We start from the raw sequence: 17,681 nt of genomic DNA, 5'->3' as shown, positions 1-17,681 counted from the left end.
CCACCATAACCAGGCGAGGAAGTTGGGCAGAGCACCTCATTGCCTGCGCCCCAGCAGGCCGAACAGGTCCTGGTCGAACTTCAACCGGACGTTGGCATAGATGCCGCGATTGGTCTGCCGCGCTTCGCCGAAATCGGCATCGCGGAAACCGGTGATATTGTAGCCAACCGTCAGCAGCATATCGGGCACGGGGCTGATGCCCACTTCCGGCCCGACCGAGAAATGCGTGGAGCCTTCGGCCAGATTGGCGCGCACATTGGCGCGGCCACCCACTTCGATATGTTCACCCACGGCAATGCGCAGGTCAAACCCGCCCAGCAGCGATGTGCCCTTGGCGCTGTAACCTTCCACACTGTCCAGATCGTGCCGGACGGCGGCAAACACGCCCACTTCGCTGGGGCGCAGGCGATCCTGCCCGCGCGGTGCCCAATTGGTGGAGGTGGAGAGAATGAAGCGGCGCGAGCGCGCATCGCCGTCCAGTGTCAGCGAGGAACGGCCAGCGGGGCCGATTTCGCCCGCTACAGCGCCCACCACACGGTCGCTGCGGTATTCTGCCTTGCCCAGCATGGCGAAGGTGCTGGCCGCCGGGCGCCATGCGACTGAAAGGGCTGCGTCGGATACGGTCACGCTGGTTCCTGCGGCGGTGCTCGCGCGGCTCCACGTAAAGCCGCCACCTGCCACCTTGCCTTCGCCCAGATCGCGCAGGATGGCAGCGGACAGGCCGCGCCGATCGGCATATTCGCCTGTTCGCAGTTCGGCGCGGGCGCGGGCCGACCATTGATCGAGCCGGATATTGGCCCCCATGCTGTAGGCCGTGTAATCCTCGCCCAGCGCACCGGACTGGCCCAGATACCCGCCGGAGGAGACCGGATGGGCCGGGTTTGCCACATTGGGCAAGGCAATTCCGCCACTCAGCGTCCGGTTGCCGTCCACCAGCAGGTCAAAGCTGACCGCTTCGGAAAGGCCTAAGGTCTGCCCCAGGCTGAAGGCGGCATAGCTGCGCGCCGCATCCGCGCCCAGGCTCTGCCGGCCCAGCGTGGTGATCACACGGCTGCCCCGGATCGGCGCAAATTCCAAGCCCGCCTGCAAATTGCGGCTGTCGAGCGCGGCCCCTTGCGCGATTTCGTAAGAGGCAATGGCGCGCACATCGCTTGTCACCGCATAGCGCAGGCCCAGCGTGTGCCGGTTGGGCAGATCGATCGCGTCTGCACCGCCCAGCGCAACGCTGGTGGTGCCCGACACTTCAAGCTGGTTGTCGAACAGGCGCTGCGTTGCGCCTGCTTCCAGCACGGTGGAGGTTGCGGCGGCGCCATCGGCGCGGGTGTCGGACAGATGCGCGATCCCGGCGAACATATCGGTGCTTTCGGTGCGACGCAGCAGGCGCAGCTCGCCCGCTTCGCGGTTGGCGCTGTTGTCCAGATTGTCCTCGCGCCACAGGGCAGCGACGGCCGACAGGCCCTCGACCAGTTCAACCCGCGCATCGGCGCCGATCTTGCGGCGGCCGCGTTCAGCAAGGTTCTGCTGGCCCACACCGAAATCGCTGTCCACCTGCCGGACATAGGCGGAGATATCGCGGTTGCCGCTCTGGTGGCGCATTTCGGCCAGCCAGGCATTGCCGCTGCCACTGGCGCCATCGGACAGGGCAAGTTCGGCGCGCACTTCGGTCGCGGCGTCCAGATGCAGGCGCATATCCACCGCGCCGAGGTTGGCGCGTTCGGCCTCGCCCCGGTCGCTGATCGCGGTGGCCCCCAGTTCCAGCGCGCCGCCCATGCCCGTCCAGGTGGTGCGCACCCCGCCATTCCACTGCGCCTGTCCCTGTTCATCGACCTCGTAATCGATCACCAGGAATTGCGGATCGAGCGCCTCGTCGCGTCCCGCCAGCGGCTGGGCCAGCGTGATCGTGCCGCTGAGCATATCGAGCGTGTAATCGACAAAGCGCATCAGCACGCGGCGTTCGGTAATGACTTCAGACCGCAGGCGGTCGCGCACTTCCACCACGACCCGCTCACTGCCGGGAAGGATATAGCGGCTCGACAAGCGGTAAGGGCCGGTCAACCCGTTGCCCTGAATTTCGTCGCGGCGGTGGCGCGTGGCGATTTCGGCGGCGAAGGCCTGCGCCTGCACCGCGCCAAACTGCGCCTCGGCCTTCACGCCGGTGGCCGTGCGCTGGTAATGCGCCAGGCTTGTATTCACAAAGCCTGTCAGGAAATCACCGTAAAGCGCATAAAAGGCAGACGTTTCTACACGAACATACAGCTTCTCGCGCGATTGCGCATCGAATGCCCGCTGCGACCCGTCGGCAAAGATGGTGTAATAGGCAGTGGGATCGATAATGCCGAGCAGGGGCTGGTCATCGGCCTGTTTCATGCTGTCATACGCGACGGTGAGCAGATAGCGGCCCAGAACGCGCCCCTTGGCATAGAGCGCGACGCGCGCATCGCCGCCCAGATCGCTGGAGAAATCCTCGCCGCGCTCCATTGCGTCGGCCACGCTCTGCGCGCCGGCTGAACCCTCGACAAGGCCGATCAGCGTCCAGGGCTGGTCACCCGGCTGCATCCAGGCGTCGATCTGCTGCGTCCGCCGGCTTTCGCCATCGGCAAAGTTGAGCGTGACCGAGAACGAGCCGGAGATCAACGTGGGTTCGAGCGCGATGCGGGCGATCCCGTCATCCCCTTCGATTACCCAGCGCGCATCGCTGCCGCCGAAATTGTTGAGGGCGAGCAGGCGCGAGGCCTGCGCCTCGCTGGCGCTGCGATAGGGGCCGTCGAGCGTGAACGCGCCCGAAATGCCCGCATGGACGGGCCGCCCGTTGCGGTCGGTCAGGCGCAGGGCAAGCACCGGCGCGGTGGTGCCATCGGCAATCAGGTTGGAGAGTTCCGGCACGATGGCTGCACGCATGGGCGTATCGGCGAAATGCACGGCTTGGGTGAGGGTCTGCGTGTCTTCGCCACGTGTCAGCACCGCATCGAGCCGCGTTTCCGCACCGGACAGGTGAATGCCGCGCCAGTGGCTGACGGCGTAAGCGCCCGAAGGTTGCCGCTGCGTGCCTTCAAAAGCGAGCGCGGGAGCGGGCGCACCGTTCACCAGCAGCGCGGCGCTGGCATCGGCGCGGTGGCGCACCGCCACACGAATCGCGGGGGAGCGCGGGTTGGCATCGGCGGCGGGCGAGAGGAAACCGTCCGGGCCATCACCTTGCGCCAGCCAGTCGATGGAAGCCGGCGCGGTCTCCGCTTCGTTCTCGGCATCCGGCTGTGCGGGCATGGGCAAGGCGGGTGCGGCGAACAGCGCATCCAGTGCGCCTTCGGGCAGATCGACATGGAAATCGGCCACCGCCAGGCTGCCCCCTTGCCCCCGCACGAAGCGCGAGGTGGCGCTGCCTGCGCTGCGGGTGGTGCGGGTGCAATCGACCGCGCGGCTGCCTTCGGGCAAGGTATGCGGCTGCAGCTGCGCGACGTGCGTGCCCGGCACCAGCCCTTCGAAGTTATAGCGCCCCTCGGCATCGGTTACGGCAAAACTGCCATCCTGCAACATTACGCGCACGCCCGGAATCCCGCGCGCCTGCGCCGGATCCACGCAACCGCCTTCGGTCACGCGGCCGATCAGCGTCATCCGGCTGGCAAGCCCGCTGCGCGTGATCCGCAGGCGGGCCTGCGCGCTCTGGCGCGTGCCGCCATTGGTTGCGGTGGCGGTGTTGATGGCGACCCCGGCGGACGCATCGGGACGCACGCTCATCATGTAGGTGACCGTGTGGCTCTGTCCCGGCGCGAGGCTGGGCAGTTCCAGAGCATAGCCGCGCCCGGTGCCGGCCATTTCCAGCGCGTCCTCGGCCACGGCCGCATTGTTCACCCGCACCGACCCGGCGCGCAGCCGCAGAGCGGCGCTGGCAAGGTCATCGAGCACGATCGGCCCGCTGGGGCGCGCAGGATCGCGGTTGGTCAGGGTGACGCGGTACACGACATTGTCGCCCGGCTGCGCCCGGTCGCGCGAGGCGGTCTTGCGGATTACCAGCTCGCCGCGCGGGCCATCCACCGGAATATCCACCAGCAGCGGGTCGAGCGAAGTGAGTGCAAAAATCGCGCCATAGGAAGCGGGCAGAATGGTGAACGCGCCGCCGCCGGGGCGGGGCAGGCTGGCAATCTGCTCTGCCGTGGCTGCCGAAGGGGCCGTGTAGGGAGCAGGCGGGCTGACCACCAGACGGTAATCGCCCAGCGGGGCCAGCGGGAACTGGTAGGCGCCGTCACCCATCGGATAGGTGCGACCCGCAGCATCGGTCACCACTGAACCGGTGGTGATGGAGGAGGGGTAAGGCGTCACCCCGTCAAAGGCGAAAACCTTGGCCGGCGTGCCGGTGCGCGCATCGATCAGCGTCACCACCGCACCGTTGACCGGCGCACCGGTCACGCTGTCGAACACCACGCCCAGCGGATCGGCGAGCGCCTCCAGGCTGGCAATCGTGGTGCCTGCCGCGCCGTCTTCGCCCAGCGTCCGCACGGTAATGGCCGAATGGTTCTGCACCGCCAGCTGGCAATCGTGATGCACGATTGGCTCCAGATTGGCGGTGGTGGCGATGGAGGCGAGGAACACACCCGAATTGGCGGCGGTCTCGATTGCGCGGACTCGCTCTGCATCGCCCGTTTGCGAAGCGATCAGCAAATCCAGCGTATCGACCGAAGCGGGGTCCAGATTGGCGGCGGGCGCTTCAATCTGGAGCACCATCTGAAGCCCTGCGCGCACGCTGCTGCTTTCCACCACCGGTGTGGAAACGGTGAGTCCGGCGCCGGGCGATACGGCAAGCGGGCCGGATGTACCGGGGCGGCCTGCGCAGTAATTTGCCAGCAGATCGACCGAACCGTTCGCGCCCGGCTGCGGCACGAATGTGCGCACGCGCATCGCCGGGGGAGGGGTGCGTACGGCAAAGGAAACTTCGTTGGACTGCACACTCTGACGGGTGTCGCCCACGCGCCAGCTGGCATTGGCAACATTGCTGATCGTGCCGCCAACCGCGCTGTGCGGGGCGACCAGCGCGCATACCAGGGCAAGGCCGAAAAGGCCCTTCAGGCTGCGGCGGAGATCAGTGCGCCAGATCATGCGAATGTCTTGGAAACGGGGCCGGCGCAATCGGGTGACGCGCCGGCCCTGCTGTTCCGGTCAGTTGATCGTCGCGCGGAAGATCAGCGTCTGGGTCGTGTCAGCCGGAAGGCTGGCCACGGTGCCCGTGACGACGCCGGCCGATTCCGAACCAACACCCGTGCCCGGCGTGTTGCAATCCGGCCCACCCACCAGCACGCCGAACGCATCGACATAGGTGACTTCGGACGGCAGAGTATCGCTCAGCACGATGTTCTCCGCCGTGGCGCTGCCTGCGGCATTGCTCACCGCGATGCAGTATTCGATCGTGGCGCCGGGAATGAAGGCCCCGGTGCCGAAATCGCCCGCCACGATGCGGCTGGACTTGGTGGCCGACAACGTGGCACCGAACACCTGGAAGGCGTCGATGGCACTGAACGATGCCGTGCGCGCCCCGTCCACGAACCCGGCTGCATCGGCAAAGATCGTATCCATGCCGGCCGTGTTGGTGGTGGCCTGGGTCAGATCGGTGCCAAGGCCGGTGCCGTTGTTGTTTTCCTTGGCCGTCGCAGTCAGGATGATCCCGGCGACCGAGGCATTGGCAAGGCCGCTGGGCACATTGGCGGCAACCACGTGCACCACTACCGGCGAATCCGGAGCCAGCGCATTGAGGTGGGTGATAAGGGTATCGCCCGCATCGAACACGCCGTCGCCATCATCCAGGTAGTAGGTGAAGCCGCCGGTCGTATCGAAGCTGTCATTGCCAAAGATGTCGACCGATTCCCCGTCGGCGCGCTGGCTGGCGGAGAGCTGGAAATCCAGCGTGGCGTTCGAGGTGTTGGTCACGGTGAAGCTCACCGCCTGCGCGGTCGCGCCGGGGGTGACGATGGTGGCAGACGCATCGGTTCGCGCCACCACCAGATCGACCTTGCGGTCAACCGTCACGGTGTTTGACGCGGTCGCCTGCGTCTGGGCGATGCCGCCCACCTGGTATTGCACGGTCACATTATTGGTAATCGTGCTGCCCGCCTGCGTGCCGGCCGCAAGAGCCGGAGACGCAAGAAGCAGCGAGCCGGCCACGGCAGAGATCGCCGTGCCGACCAGCAGTCTGGTCCTGTTCATGATTTATCCCCTGGTATTAAGTTGCACGGTTACTTGACGACTGCCCGGAAACCGACCGAACCCGCTTCGCCGGGTGCGATCAGCGCGATTGTCCAGCGCAGATGGGTGATGTCGTCGACCGTGGCGGGGGTGGTCTCCCCGTTCTCGCGTTCAACGACAAGTTCGCTGAGATTGCCCCAGCTCGTGCCGCCATCCACCGATACCTGGGTGGACAGGGCCGATCCGTCCGTCACCCGCACGGTGGCGGGGACGGGATTGATGAGGAGGAGGTCGCTCACCGCCTCCGCGCCCGTGTTGCGGTAGGAAACCGAAAAATGCAGCAGATCCTGCGGCAGCACATTGCTTGCCTCGGCCAGCTGTTCTTCGGTGCCGGCATTCTCGTCCGCCGGGATGACCAGTTGCACCGCACTGGAAAGCGCGACGGGCGATTCCTGCGCCATTGCTGCCATAGGTGCCGCCACCATGAGCGATCCGGCGACAAAAGCGGCCTTCAAGAAGTTGGAAAACATCACAAACCTCCTCAATCAATCGCAACCTGGAAGGTGACGACATGGCTGGCGCCTGCTGCGACGGTGCCCAAATCCACGGCAATTCCGGTGGGAGATGCGGTGCCTGCATCATCGCCCGCCGCATCGGTCAGCGAAGCGCCGTTGAGGCGCAGACTGGCAGCGACATAGCTGGTGCCTGCGGGGATGGCGTCACTCACCACCAGGTCGGAAACCGGCGCAGAGCCGTTGACGGCCGCCGTCAGTTGATAGGTGACGACCGCGCCGGGAACGGCCTCGGTGCCGCCAAAGGGATCGACTATCGTTGCCGCCTTGCTGAGCGTGACCGTCGCGGTCTGGCTGAACACGGTGCCCAGCGCATTGCCGGTGGCATTTTGCGCACCGACCACGGCATCGCCGCCGCCTTCGCCTTCCCCCGCGAACACGGTGCCCGCAGGCCCGCTGCCGGTTACCGCCGTGGCGGTGAGGCGCACGCGCGCCAGATCGCCATCGGCCGGCGGCGTCGTCCACTCCAGCACCACGAAAACCGTGCCCAGCGCATCGGGAGCCATGACCGGCGTGGCTCCACCCGGCGTGATCAGCAGATCGGTGCCCGGCTCGTAAATGCCGTTATTGTTGCTGTCCCAGACGATGGCCACCACCGCCGGATCGAAATCGTCACCGGCCAGGGCGGCGTCGACCAGGAGGTTGAAGGCTTCCGGGCCATTGCCCGTATTCTCCACCTGAAAGCGCAGCACCGCGCCCGATGCGGTGATGGGCACATTGGCGCCATCCAGCGATGCCACGGTGACATCGAGCAGTTCGTCGATGCGCACGACGACCGTGTTGGACGTGACCGTGGTCGTGGTTGCGCCCTGCTGGAAGGTGGCCGTGGCGGTGTTTTCCACCAAGGATCCCGCCGTAATCCCGCGCGCCGCCGCGGGCGTCGCAAGGAAAGGCGTCGCCGCCGCGATGGTTAACAGCCAGGGTGCAAATCGTGCACGACGGATAGGGGATTTTGCATAGTTCATAGGCGCCTATTGCGCCGGACTTGGTAAACAAGCCGTTAGCTAACAGGCCCTTTTGTCGTATTTTTCCAACACGCCCTGCGCGCGAAGATGCCGTCCGCGCTTGGGGTCAACTGGCACAAGGAGGGGGAGGTGGTGGACGCACTAGGGCTCGAACCTAGGACCCGCTGATTAAGAGTCAGCTGCTCTACCAACTGAGCTATGCGTCCACACCGGCATTGGCGTTTTGCCACAACCGAACCGGATTGCCTGAGCGGCGAATCGCGGGGAGACGCGCCTATAGCGCAACTTCTCGGGATGAAAAGGCCTCCTGCGCGGGAAAAGCGGCGCTTGCCGCAAAAACCGTCCGGCCAAATGGGCTGCGGACAATCCCGCCGCTCCGTTCAGGATGCTCGCCCGCCTCCCTGCCGTGTCCAGCGATCGACCATCATCAGCGTGCCGATGCAGATCATGTTGGTCATCATCGATGAACCGCCGTGGCTCATGAAGGGCAGGGGGATGCCCACCACCGGCGCGAGGCCCATTACCATCATCAGATTGACCGCGACATAGAAGAAGATCGTCGCGGTCATGCCTGCTGCCAGCAGGCGCGAAAAACGATCGGGCGCGGCGCGGGCGACCAGCAGGCCCCAGCGCAGGATAATGCCGAACACCAGCAGCACGAACAGCCCGCCGATCAGCCCCCATTCCTCCGCCATGGTGGCGAACACGAAATCGGTATGCGGTTCGGGCAGGTAATTGAGGTGGCTTTGCGAGCCTTGGCCGAAGCCCTTGCCGTCGATCCCACCCGAACCGATGGCGATTTTCGACTGGATGATGTGATAACCTGATCCCAGCGGATCGCTCTCCGGATCAAGGAAAGTGGTCACGCGCCGGCGCTGATAATCCTGGAGCACGAAGAAATAGGCGAGCGGCGCTGCCACGGCCGCAAGCAGTCCGCCCCCGATGAACCAGCGCAAGGGGACACCCGCCAGAAACACCACGACCACACCGCCAAACCCGATCGCCAACGCGGTGCCGAGATCGGGCTGCAACAGCACCAGGCCCATCGGCAAGCTCATCAGCACCAGTGGCGGAAGCAAGGCGCGCCAGCTGCGCAACATCCCGATGGGCAGGGTGTGAAAGAAGCTCGCCAGCACCAGCACAATGACCGGCTTCATCAGTTCCGAGGGTTGCAGGCGCACAACGCCCAGTTCCAGCCAGCGCTGGCTCCCCCCGCCAACCGCGCCGACAACCTCCACCGCCACGAGAAGCGCCAGCACGCCGCCATAAGCCAGATAGGCATTGTCGAGGACCAGGCGGCGGGGAAGCATCATCAGAACAAGCGCGCCCACCAGAAACACAAGGAAGCGCAAGATGTGCGACAGGGCATAGGGCGACATGGAGCCACCCGCCGCCGAATGGAGCACAGCGGCCCCGAACAGAACCAGCGCGAAGAGCGGCAGCAGCATGATCCAGGGCAAGGCAGCGAGCGGCGCGGGAAGCGGAATCGAGCGCCTCATTCTTCCGTTCCTTCTGTGGCACTTGCGACAGGGTCTTCACGCGGAATGATAGCATCTGGCACCGGTGTGGCAGGCTCCGGTGCCGCGGCGCGGGCTTCCGCTTCCACCTGCCTTGCCAGTGTGATGGGATCGGGCGGGCGCGGCAGGTCGACCCCGGCAGCTGCGGCATAGCGGGCATAATCCGCGGCCAGCCTTTCCTGCGCGGTGCCGCCCCATTGCCGTTCCAGCGCGTGCAGCGCATCGAGGCCCTTCTGCGGATCGAACAGGAAGGTCATCACATCGCGCGCCACGGGATAGGCGGAGCCGGAGCCGCCGCCATGCTCGATAACCACCACGCCCGCATAGATGGGATTGTCGTAGGGGGCGAAGAACGTGAACAGGCCGTGGTCGCGGTATTTCCACGGGCCGGTGCGCCCGTTGGAAATGTTGAGGCCCACCACCTGCGCCGTGCCCGTCTTGCCGGCCATCAGCACATCGGGAATGGGAAGCCGAGCGCGCCCCGCTGTGCCGGGGCCGTTGACCACGTCACTCATCGCCTCCTGGATGACATGGACATGGTCATCCGAAAAGCCCATCAGATCGAAGCGCGGCCGGGTTTCGTCATATACAAGGCGCGGCATCACCCGTTTTCCGGTGGCAAGGCGCGCGGACATCACCGCCAGTTGCAGCGGATTGGAGAGCATATAGCCCTGTCCGATCGTGGCGTTGACCGTGTCAAAGCTCTGCCAGGGCTGGCCGTATTTCTGCATCTTCCACGCAGGGTCGGGAACAGTGCCGAAAAACTGGCTGAGAACGGGCAGGGGAAATGTCTCGCCCATGCCGCATTTGCGCGCCATGGGGGCGATGGCATCCATCCCGACGCGCTGGGCGAGGTGATAGAAATAGACATCGCAACTTTGGTAGATGCCCTTGGCCATATCCACCTGACCATGGCCGCGCCGGTTCCAGCAGCCAAACCGGCGGTTGCCGACCTGAAGCCCACCGCCGCAGAAGACCGTTTCCTTGGGGTCAATCCCGGCCTCAAGAAAGGCCATGCCTACCATAGGCTTCACGGTGGAGCCGGGGGGATACAGCCCCTTGAGCACCTTGTTGCGCAGCGGCACGCGCTCATTCTCGGCCAGCATCTGGTATTCGACGCGGCCGATCCCGTCTGAAAAGCTGTTGGGATCGAAACTGGGCATGGATGCCATGCACAGGATGTCGCCCGTGCGGCAATCCATCACCACCACCGAGCCGGATTCAAGGCCAAGACGCCGTGCGGCGTAATCCTGCAAGGGGCCGTCAATGGTGAGGCGGACGGGCTTGCCCTGCACGTCGTCGCGCGTATCCAGATCGCGCACGATGCGTCCCGATGCCGTGACCTCTACCCGCCGCGCACCAGGCCGGCCGCGCAATTCCTGTTCGAATTGTTTTTCAAGGCCATCCTTGCCGAGTTTGAAACCCGGTGTGAGCAGCAATGGGGTCGGCTCCGCCTCGTATTCCTCACGGCTTGGCGCGCCGACATAGCCGATCAGATGCCCTACCGAAGGGCCGGTGGGGTAATAGCGCGAATAGCCGCGCTGCGGGATCACGCCCGGCAATTCGGGCAGGCGCACAGTCACCGCGGCAAAGGTTTCGTAATCCAGCCCGCTGGCCACCGGAACCGCGCTGAAACGCGGTGCGCTTTCGAGCCGGTCGAGCAGGTCCTGCCGGTCAACCGCGGACAGCGCGAGCAGATCGCCCAGCACACGCACTGTACCTTGCACGTCCTCCACCCGTTCCGGAATGATATCGACGCGAAAATCGGCCCGGTTGGAGGCGAGCGGCGCACCGTGCCGGTCGAGTATCCAGCCCCGGCGCGGCGGAATCAGGGTGAGGTTCACCCGGTTGCTTTCCGCCTCCATCCGGTATTTTTCGTTCTCGGCCACCGCGATATAGCCCATGCGCCCCGCCAGCAGCAGGCCAATGCTCGCCTGCGCCGCGCCGATGAAGAAGGTGCGGCGCTGGAACGACTGGTTGAGAGCGTGCGAGGAAGGTGGCTTATCCATAACTCAGCCGATGCGCCGCACGCGCATCAAGCGCCCGCGGTCGAGCAGAACGATGAGAGACGAGATTATGGGAAACAGCAGGATCGCAAGCAAGAGCTGCGGCAGCAACAGGCCGAAATGCGCCAGCCGGAAATCCGCGCCTGACACAATCGCCGCGAGCAGCAGGTAAACGGTCAGCACCACGGCGCCTGTCAGCCAGTTCTGCCAGAAATTGCGCCATGGCAGGCGCAATTCCAGAAGGTCGAGTGCGATGAGGGCCAGCGAGAAGAGCATGATGCCGCTGCCGAGCGGCTGCCCGGAAAACAGATCGTCGAAGAGGCCGAAGGGAAAGCCCACCCACAGCGGCAGCAGGCCAGGCCGAAGCAGCCGCCAGGCCAGCAGCACCATCAGGCCCATTGGCGGCATGATGGGGGCGGGAGCGATGACCGGCAGCAGCGGGAACAGCGATCCCAGCATGATCGTCACACAGGGAACGCCGTATACCAGCGCCGGCGAATGGTCGCGGTTGATCTTCTTGCCATAGGCGTCGCGCCGGGATCGCGGGTTGATCTGTTCCATCAGTCGACGCTGGACTGGGCGGAAAGCTCCCGCTCCGCCGCCTCGATTGCCGGGCGTTGCCAGATCGGTTCGACAATCACCACATCGGTCGCCGCCGGATTGCTGAGCAATTGCGCGATGGCCCCGTCCTCGGTCACCTCGGTCACCATGGCAACGGCGATGCCGGGGCGGAAAATGCCGCCTGCGCCCGATGTCACGAAAACATCGCCTTCCTCCAGCGGATTGATGCCCAGATTGATCAGGCGGATGCGCAGCGAGCCATCGGCGCGCCCTTCGGCAAAGGCGACGACATTGTCGGTGGCGCGCCGCACCGGAATCATGCTGCCGCTGTCGGTCAGCAGAAGGATGCGCGCCGTGCTGGAACCGGTTTCAACCACGCGGCCGATCAGACCCATGGGCGATGTGACGGGCATACCGGGACGCACCCCGTCACGGCTCCCGGCGGAAATGAAGGCGAAGCGCCGGCTGCTGGACGAGGAGGAACCGATCAGACGCGCCACCGCCACCTGGCCAAGCTCCTCGCCTTCGATCAGGTCGAGCGCGGCCTTCAACCGCTGGTTTTCCTGCCGCAAGGCCTCCGCCTCGGCGAGGCGGACACGCGCAATTGCCATTTCGCGGCTCAATTCCGCGTTGCGGCTGCCGGCGTCGTAATATCCGGCAATCGCCTCAAACAAGGACCGGCTCTGCACACGGGTGGCGGCACCAGCCTGCCCGGCAGGGGACGCAAGATCCAATGCCATGGCGCGCAAACCCTGAAAGGTCTGCGGGCTCCACAGCGAAATTCCCAGCAGCACCGCGCCGATGGCCGCGCTGGCCCCGGCCAGCACATAGCCAGCGAAAAGCCCCATCTGGGCCCGCTTGTTGGATCCGGAACGGTGTGCCTTGGGCGGCGCCATAACCGCCACGTCCTCCGCTATGCCTTACATTTTGGCGCGTATGATGCGGCCTTACGCCGTCATCAGCACGCCGCGATAGGTGGGATCTTCCATCGCCCGGCCAGTGCCCATCGCCACGCAGGTGAGCGGGTCTTCGGCGATGCTGACCGGCAGGCCGGTTTCTTCCATCAGGTGCTTGTCCAGCCCGCGGATCAGCGCGCCGCCACCGGTGAGCACGATGCCCTGATCGACGATGTCGGCGGCCAGTTCGGGCGCGGTATTTTCCAGCGCGATGCGCACGCCTTCCACGATGGCGCCGATCGGTTCGGACAGCGCTTCGGCAATATGCGCCTGGTTGATCGTGATTTCCTTGGGCACGCCGTTGACCAGATCACGGCCCTTGATCGTCACCTGTTCGCCAATGCCGTCTTCCGGCACGGTGGCGCAGCCGTAATCCTTCTTGATGCGTTCGGCCGTGGATTCCCCGATCAGCAGATTGTGGTGGCGACGGACATAGGACACGATCGCTTCGTCCATCTTGTCGCCCCCGGTGCGCACCGAGGTGGTGTAGGCAAGACCATTGAGCGAGAGCACGGCCACTTCGGTAGTCCCTCCGCCAATATCCACCACCATGCTGCCGACAGGTTCGGTCACGGGCATATCGGCGCCGATGGCGGCCGCCATGGGTTCGAGGATCAGGAACACTTCGGATGCGCCCGCATTGCTGGCCGCATCGCGGATGGCGCGGCGTTCGACGGAGGTGGAACCCGACGGCACGCAGATGGTGATTTCGGGATACCGCAGCAGCGTGCGCTTTCCATGCACCTTGCGGATGAATTCCTTGATCATTTCCTCGGCCACGTCGAGGTCGGCAATCACCCCGTCACGCAGCGGGCGGATCGCCTCGATATTGTCGGGGGTCTTGCCCATCATCATCTTGGCATCGTCGCCCACAGCCTTGACGCGCTTGATCCCGTTGATCGTCTCGATCGCGACGACCGACGGCTCGTTCAGCACGATGCCGCGGTCCTGCACATAGACCAGCGTATTGGCCGTGCCGAGGTCGATCGCCATATTCTGCGACCCGAATTTGAAGAACTTGGAGAAAAAGGAACTCATCGAAAAACCATGTCCTGACGAAAGTTGCGGCGAGCTTGTCCGCCGTGGCGCAGCGCCGTGATGCAGAAGGTTGCGCTCCTTAGCGCGCCGCGCGGCGAAAGGCCAAAATTTTGTGCGGACAAGCTGGCCTTTTTTACACGGTCTGGCTCGAATTGACGGCCCTTCGTCGCTAGGTCATGGCAATGCCGCACATCCGCCGCCTGCCAGAAACGCTGATCAACCGCATTGCTGCGGGCGAAGTGGTCGAGCGTCCGGCCTCTGCGCTCAAGGAGCTGGTCGAGAACGCCATCGACGCCGGGGCGCGCCAGATTGCGGTTGCGCTGGGCGAGGGCGGCCTGTCGCGCATCGAAGTAACCGATGACGGCTGCGGCATGGCGCCTGCCGAAATGGCGCTGGCGCTGGAGCGGCACGCGACCTCCAAACTGCCCGATGAAGCGATCGAACAGGTCGCAACGCTGGGTTTTCGCGGCGAAGCTCTGCCCAGCATTGCCAGCGTGGCGCGGCTGACGCTGGAAAGCCGCCCGCGCGAGGCGGAGCAGGGGTGGCGGCGCGTGGTCGATCACGGCGCCGTGGTGGAAGAAGGCCCGGCTGCCCTGCCGCCCGGCACCCGCGTGCGGATGGAACAGCTGTTCGCTCGCATCCCGGCGCGCCGCAAATTCCTGCGCACCGCGCGCAGCGAATATGCCGCCTGCCTCGATGTGGTGCGGCGGCTGGCGATGGCGCGGCCCGATATCGGCTTTGTGCTGGAACATGACGGGCGGCGGGTGTTTCAGGTGCAGGTAGGACAAAGCGTGGAAAGCCGCGTGGCCCAATTGATCGCGCGCGAACTGGCGGATAACGGCGTGGTGCTGGATGTGGATCGCGGGGCGATGCGGCTGTCGGGCGTGGCGGGCCTGCCTACCTACAACCGGGGCGTGGCCGATCACCAATATCTCTTCGTCAACGGGCGGCCGGTGAAGGATCGCCTGCTTACTGGCGCGGTGCGCGGGGCCTATGCCGATATGCTGGCGCGTGACCGGCACGCCGTGCTGGCGCTGTTTCTGGACCTGCCGCCCGAGGAGGTGGACGTGAATGTCCACCCCGCCAAGACCGAAGTGCGGTTCCGCGATGCGGCCGGTGTGCGCGGGTTTCTTGTGTCCGCCCTGCGCCAGAGCCTTGGCACCGCGGATCGGCGCAGCGCGCAGATGCCCGACACAGCAGCGATGAACCGCTGGCAGGTCGAACCGGTGGTCGAACAGGCGGCAATCCGCTCCATCTTTGGCGGGCCGGATTGGGCTACGCCTTCGGATCGCCTGCACGATGCGGCACCCGCATGGCGCGGCGCGGATCCAGCCCCGCTGCAAGGCCGCGCGGTAGAGCCGTGCCCCACGCCGGAATCGGCGCAGAATTACCCGCTTGGCGTGGCGCGCGGGCAGGTCGCCAACACCTATATCGTGGCCGAAGCGGCCGACGGTCTGGTCATCGTGGACCAGCACGCCGCGCATGAACGCATCGTGCTCGAAAGATTGCGCGCGGCGGGGTCAGGTGATGCTCTGGCCGCGTCGCAGGCACTGTTGCTGCCCGATGTGGTGGAACTGGACGAGGTGGCCTGCGACCGGCTGGAGGAGCAGGCGGGGCGATTTGCCGATCTTGGCCTTGAAATCGAACGTTTCGGCCCAGGTGCCATGCTGGTGCGCGCCTTGCCCGCGGTGCTGAAAGGCGCCGATCCGCAAAAGCTGCTCAGCGATCTGGCGGATGATATCGCTGCGCATGGCGACGGGCTGCTGCTGGGCGAGAAGCTCGACCTTGTGCTTGCAACGATGGCCTGCCACGGATCGGTGCGCGCCGGGCGACCGCTCAATGTGGCGGAAATGAATGCCCTGCTGCGCGAAATGGAGCGAACCCCGCGTTCAGGCCAGTGCAATCATGGCCGCCCCACCTGGGTGAAATTGTCGATGGCGGATGTCGAAAAGCTGTTTGGGAGGCATTGATGAAGCGTGTGTTTCCCTTCGTCCTTCTGGGGGCCTGTCTGTCGCTTTCTGCTTGCGGGGAACAGGTTTCGCCAGAGGAGCAGGCAAGGCGCGATGCCGAGGCGGTGGCGGCGGTGAAGCGCGCCAATGCGGCGATCCCCCCGCTGGAGGAAGTGGTACCCGAGCCGATCCTCTACCCCGACCTTGAACAGCATGACCTTTACGGACTGGCCTGTTCTTACGCCCCCGGCACCAGCCTCGCCACGCGGGTTGTTACCCGCGCCGCCGATGCTTTCGTCAAGATCGACGGCGAGATGCTGCGCTTTGCCGCAGATCCCGGATCGCGCGAGTTGCCGGGGAATACCCGCACGCTCTATAACGGGCGCGCTTATTCGCTCCGGCTGGAGATTGAAGGGGACGGCACGGCCATTGCCGAAGGCAGCGGCGCCACCCGCTATTCGGGCACTGTGCATTTGCGCGACCGGTGGAACCGCACCGTCTATACCGGCACGGGAACGGTGGATTGCGGCGCATGAGGATCAGCGCAGCCGCTTGACGTAAACCCCGTCCTCGCGCCGGTCCACCTTGAACTGCCCGGTGCTCTCGATCAGATCGACCAGCCGCCGGAAGCCGAAATTGCGCACATCGAAACTGGAGCGGTTGTTGGCGATATTGCCCACCTCGGCCAGCCGGGCAAAGCCATCCGCATCACGTTTCGACGCTTTCCATGCCCCTCCCAGCAGTTCGATGATCTCCTCGTCCACCGGGTGCTTCGGCGCGGGAGGGCTGACAGTGCCACCGGCCGGCTTGTCATCCCCCTGCGCCGCGGCGATCAAGGCGTCCACCTCGATAAAGCGGGTGCAGGCGGTGCGGAAGGCATCAGGCGTCTTGCTGTCGCCAAAGCCGTAAACCGTGATGCCGTCCTGCCGCAGGCGCGTGGCAAGAGGGGTGAAATCGCTGTCGCTGCTCATGATGCCAAAGCCATCGACTTTGCCGCGATAGAGCAGATCGATGGCGTCAATCGTCATCGCCATGTCGGTGGCATTCTTGCCCCGTGTGAGGTCGAACTGCTGGATCGGCTGCAGGCCGTAGCGCAGCGTGTGCTTGCTCCAGTGCACCAGCGCGGGTTTCGCCCAATTGCCATAGGCGCGGCGAATGTTCACCTGCCCCAGCTCGGCCAGCACAGTCAGCACCGGGTCGATCCCGTCGGGAGTGACATTGTCAGCGTCGATCAACAGGGCAATGTTCTTCAGCATCTCAATCCCCTGGGCGGAACGTGCCATCCGCTTCATCCAGAATATGCAGCAGACCGTCGGATATGGCGAAGAAGGCGCCGGTCAATGTCAGATCGCCGCGCGCTTCCTTGGTGGCCACGCAGGGAAAGGTGCGCAGATTGGCAAGGCTGACCTTCACGCTCTCCATCTCCATCGCCCGTTCGGCCGCGCGCCCGCTCGTGCCGTGCTGCGATGCCACTTTCTCGCGCGCGGCGTTGAGCAGGCTGATCCAGTCCGCCACGAAGCCGCCGCGCCCCGGCTGCATCCCCTGCATCGACTGGGTCAGCGCCGCCTTGCACCCGCCGCACATCCCGTGCCCCAACACCACGATCTGGCTGACGCGCAGGAACTGCACCGCAAATTCGAGTGCCGCCGAAACGCCGTGATGGCCCGGCGTCTCCTCGAAGGGAGGGACCAGTGCGGCGACATTGCGCACCACGAAAATCTCGCCGGGATTCACATCGAAAATATGCGACGGATCCACCCGGCTGTCCGAGCAGGCGATAACCATAATGCGCGGCTGCTGCCCTTCATTGAGGGCCACCCATCGGCTGCGTTCGGATTCCCACTCGCGCTCGCGGAAGCGGCGATAGCCCGCGATCAGGCCGCGCAATTCGGCAGATTCGTTCCCCATCCTGTCCCCGTTAGCCGCGCGGCATTGCCAGTGGCAAGCGA

13 protein-coding genes and 1 tRNA gene are annotated in these 17,681 nt (G+C 65.2%); 2 read left to right on the top strand and 12 right to left on the bottom strand.

The annotated features are described in order from the left end of the window. Nucleotides 1-36: 36 nt before the first annotated feature. From WFP44_RS04015 to WFP44_RS03970, 10 genes are all read right to left on the bottom strand, one after another. Nucleotides 37-5,088, bottom strand: a complete 5,052-nt coding sequence (locus WFP44_RS04015) for a hypothetical protein (protein ID WP_336925083.1) — start codon at nt 5,086-5,088, stop codon at nt 37-39. Between the two features lie 60 nt (nt 5,089-5,148). Further along, a complete protein-coding gene (locus WFP44_RS04010) occupies nt 5,149-6,189 on the bottom strand; it encodes a hypothetical protein (RefSeq protein WP_336925082.1) in 1,041 nt (346 codons plus the stop codon). Between the two features lie 29 nt (nt 6,190-6,218). Further along, the gene (locus tag WFP44_RS04005) at nt 6,219-6,698 is read right to left on the bottom strand and encodes a hypothetical protein (RefSeq protein ID WP_336925081.1); all 480 of its coding nucleotides are present in this window, start codon (nt 6,696-6,698) and stop codon (nt 6,219-6,221) included. An 11-nt stretch (nt 6,699-6,709) separates the two neighbouring features. After that, nucleotides 6,710-7,582: a hypothetical protein gene (locus WFP44_RS04000; protein WP_336925080.1), complete on the bottom strand. Its 873-nt coding sequence runs from the start codon at nt 7,580-7,582 to the stop codon at nt 6,710-6,712. Nucleotides 7,583-7,835: 253 nt separating this feature from the next. Continuing rightward, a tRNA-Lys gene (locus WFP44_RS03995) sits at nt 7,836-7,911 on the bottom strand. Between the two features lie 174 nt (nt 7,912-8,085). After that, nucleotides 8,086-9,204, bottom strand: a complete 1,119-nt coding sequence (gene rodA, locus WFP44_RS03990; RefSeq protein ID WP_336925079.1) for a rod shape-determining protein RodA — start codon at nt 9,202-9,204, stop codon at nt 8,086-8,088. Next, on the bottom strand, nt 9,201-11,231 hold the full coding sequence (gene mrdA / locus WFP44_RS03985) for a penicillin-binding protein 2 (RefSeq protein ID WP_336925078.1): 2,031 nt from the start codon (nt 11,229-11,231) through the stop codon (nt 9,201-9,203). Before mrdA ends, rodA begins: the two co-directional genes overlap by 4 nt. 3 nt (nt 11,232-11,234) lie before the next feature. Beyond that, entirely contained in the window at nt 11,235-11,789 is a 555-nt protein-coding gene (gene mreD / locus WFP44_RS03980) for a rod shape-determining protein MreD (RefSeq protein ID WP_336925077.1), read from the bottom strand. After that, the gene (gene mreC / locus WFP44_RS03975; protein ID WP_336925076.1) at nt 11,789-12,637 is read right to left on the bottom strand and encodes a rod shape-determining protein MreC; all 849 of its coding nucleotides are present in this window, start codon (nt 12,635-12,637) and stop codon (nt 11,789-11,791) included. The genes mreD and mreC overlap by 1 nt, the downstream gene beginning before the upstream one ends. A gap of 99 nt (nt 12,638-12,736) precedes the next feature. Beyond that, complete coding sequence (locus WFP44_RS03970; protein WP_336925075.1) at nt 12,737-13,783, bottom strand: rod shape-determining protein; 1,047 nt, start codon at nt 13,781-13,783, stop codon at nt 12,737-12,739. Nucleotides 13,784-13,965: 182 nt separating this feature from the next. Between WFP44_RS03970 and mutL the strand changes: the two genes are divergently transcribed. After that, the gene (gene mutL, locus WFP44_RS03965) at nt 13,966-15,753 is read left to right on the top strand and encodes a DNA mismatch repair endonuclease MutL (RefSeq protein ID WP_336925339.1); all 1,788 of its coding nucleotides are present in this window, start codon (nt 13,966-13,968) and stop codon (nt 15,751-15,753) included. Next, on the top strand, nt 15,753-16,268 hold the full coding sequence (locus tag WFP44_RS03960) for a hypothetical protein (RefSeq protein WP_336925074.1): 516 nt from the start codon (nt 15,753-15,755) through the stop codon (nt 16,266-16,268). The genes mutL and WFP44_RS03960 overlap by 1 nt, the downstream gene beginning before the upstream one ends. Nucleotides 16,269-16,271: 3 nt before the next feature. On the opposite strand, the gene WFP44_RS03955 is transcribed toward WFP44_RS03960, so the two are convergent. Both WFP44_RS03955 and WFP44_RS03950 read right to left on the bottom strand, forming a co-directional pair. Next, nucleotides 16,272-17,015 (bottom strand): NYN domain-containing protein, encoded by a 744-nt coding sequence (locus tag WFP44_RS03955; RefSeq protein ID WP_336925073.1) that lies wholly within the window; start codon nt 17,013-17,015, stop codon nt 16,272-16,274. Next, nucleotides 16,990-17,640 carry a carbonic anhydrase gene (locus WFP44_RS03950; RefSeq protein WP_336925072.1) on the bottom strand — a complete coding sequence of 217 codons (651 nt, stop codon included), beginning with the start codon at nt 17,638-17,640 and terminating at the stop codon, nt 16,990-16,992. The genes WFP44_RS03955 and WFP44_RS03950 overlap by 26 nt, the downstream gene beginning before the upstream one ends. Between the last annotated feature and the right edge of the window lie 41 nt (nt 17,641-17,681).

Source organism: Alteraurantiacibacter palmitatis, from assembly GCF_037154115.1.
In the GTDB taxonomy this organism is placed as follows: Bacteria; Pseudomonadota; Alphaproteobacteria; order Sphingomonadales; family Sphingomonadaceae; genus Alteraurantiacibacter; species Alteraurantiacibacter palmitatis.
This window is presented reverse-complemented; position numbering and strand designations above follow the sequence as displayed.

Bases quoted from the DNA above. Each gene is read 5' to 3' on its own strand.
- WFP44_RS04015 (WP_336925083.1), bottom strand. From the start codon at position 5,088: ATGATCTGGCGCACTGATCTCCGCCGCAGCCTGAAGGGCCTTTTCGGC.
- WFP44_RS04010 (WP_336925082.1), bottom strand. From the start codon at position 6,189: ATGAACAGGACCAGACTGCTGGTCGGCACGGCGATCTCTGCCGTGGCC.
- WFP44_RS04005 (WP_336925081.1), bottom strand. From the start codon at position 6,698: ATGTTTTCCAACTTCTTGAAGGCCGCTTTTGTCGCCGGATCGCTCATG.
- rodA (WP_336925079.1), bottom strand. From the start codon at position 9,204: ATGAGGCGCTCGATTCCGCTTCCCGCGCCGCTCGCTGCCTTGCCCTGG.
- mrdA (WP_336925078.1), bottom strand. From the start codon at position 11,231: ATGGATAAGCCACCTTCCTCGCACGCTCTCAACCAGTCGTTCCAGCGC.
- mreD (WP_336925077.1), bottom strand. From the start codon at position 11,789: ATGGAACAGATCAACCCGCGATCCCGGCGCGACGCCTATGGCAAGAAG.
- mreC (WP_336925076.1), bottom strand. From the start codon at position 12,637: ATGGGGCTTTTCGCTGGCTATGTGCTGGCCGGGGCCAGCGCGGCCATC.
- WFP44_RS03970 (WP_336925075.1), bottom strand. From the start codon at position 13,783: ATGAGTTCCTTTTTCTCCAAGTTCTTCAAATTCGGGTCGCAGAATATG.
- mutL (WP_336925339.1), top strand. From the start codon at position 13,966: ATGCCGCACATCCGCCGCCTGCCAGAAACGCTGATCAACCGCATTGCT.
- WFP44_RS03960 (WP_336925074.1), top strand. From the start codon at position 15,753: ATGAAGCGTGTGTTTCCCTTCGTCCTTCTGGGGGCCTGTCTGTCGCTT.
- WFP44_RS03955 (WP_336925073.1), bottom strand. From the start codon at position 17,015: ATGGCACGTTCCGCCCAGGGGATTGAGATGCTGAAGAACATTGCCCTG.
- WFP44_RS03950 (WP_336925072.1), bottom strand. From the start codon at position 17,640: ATGGGGAACGAATCTGCCGAATTGCGCGGCCTGATCGCGGGCTATCGC.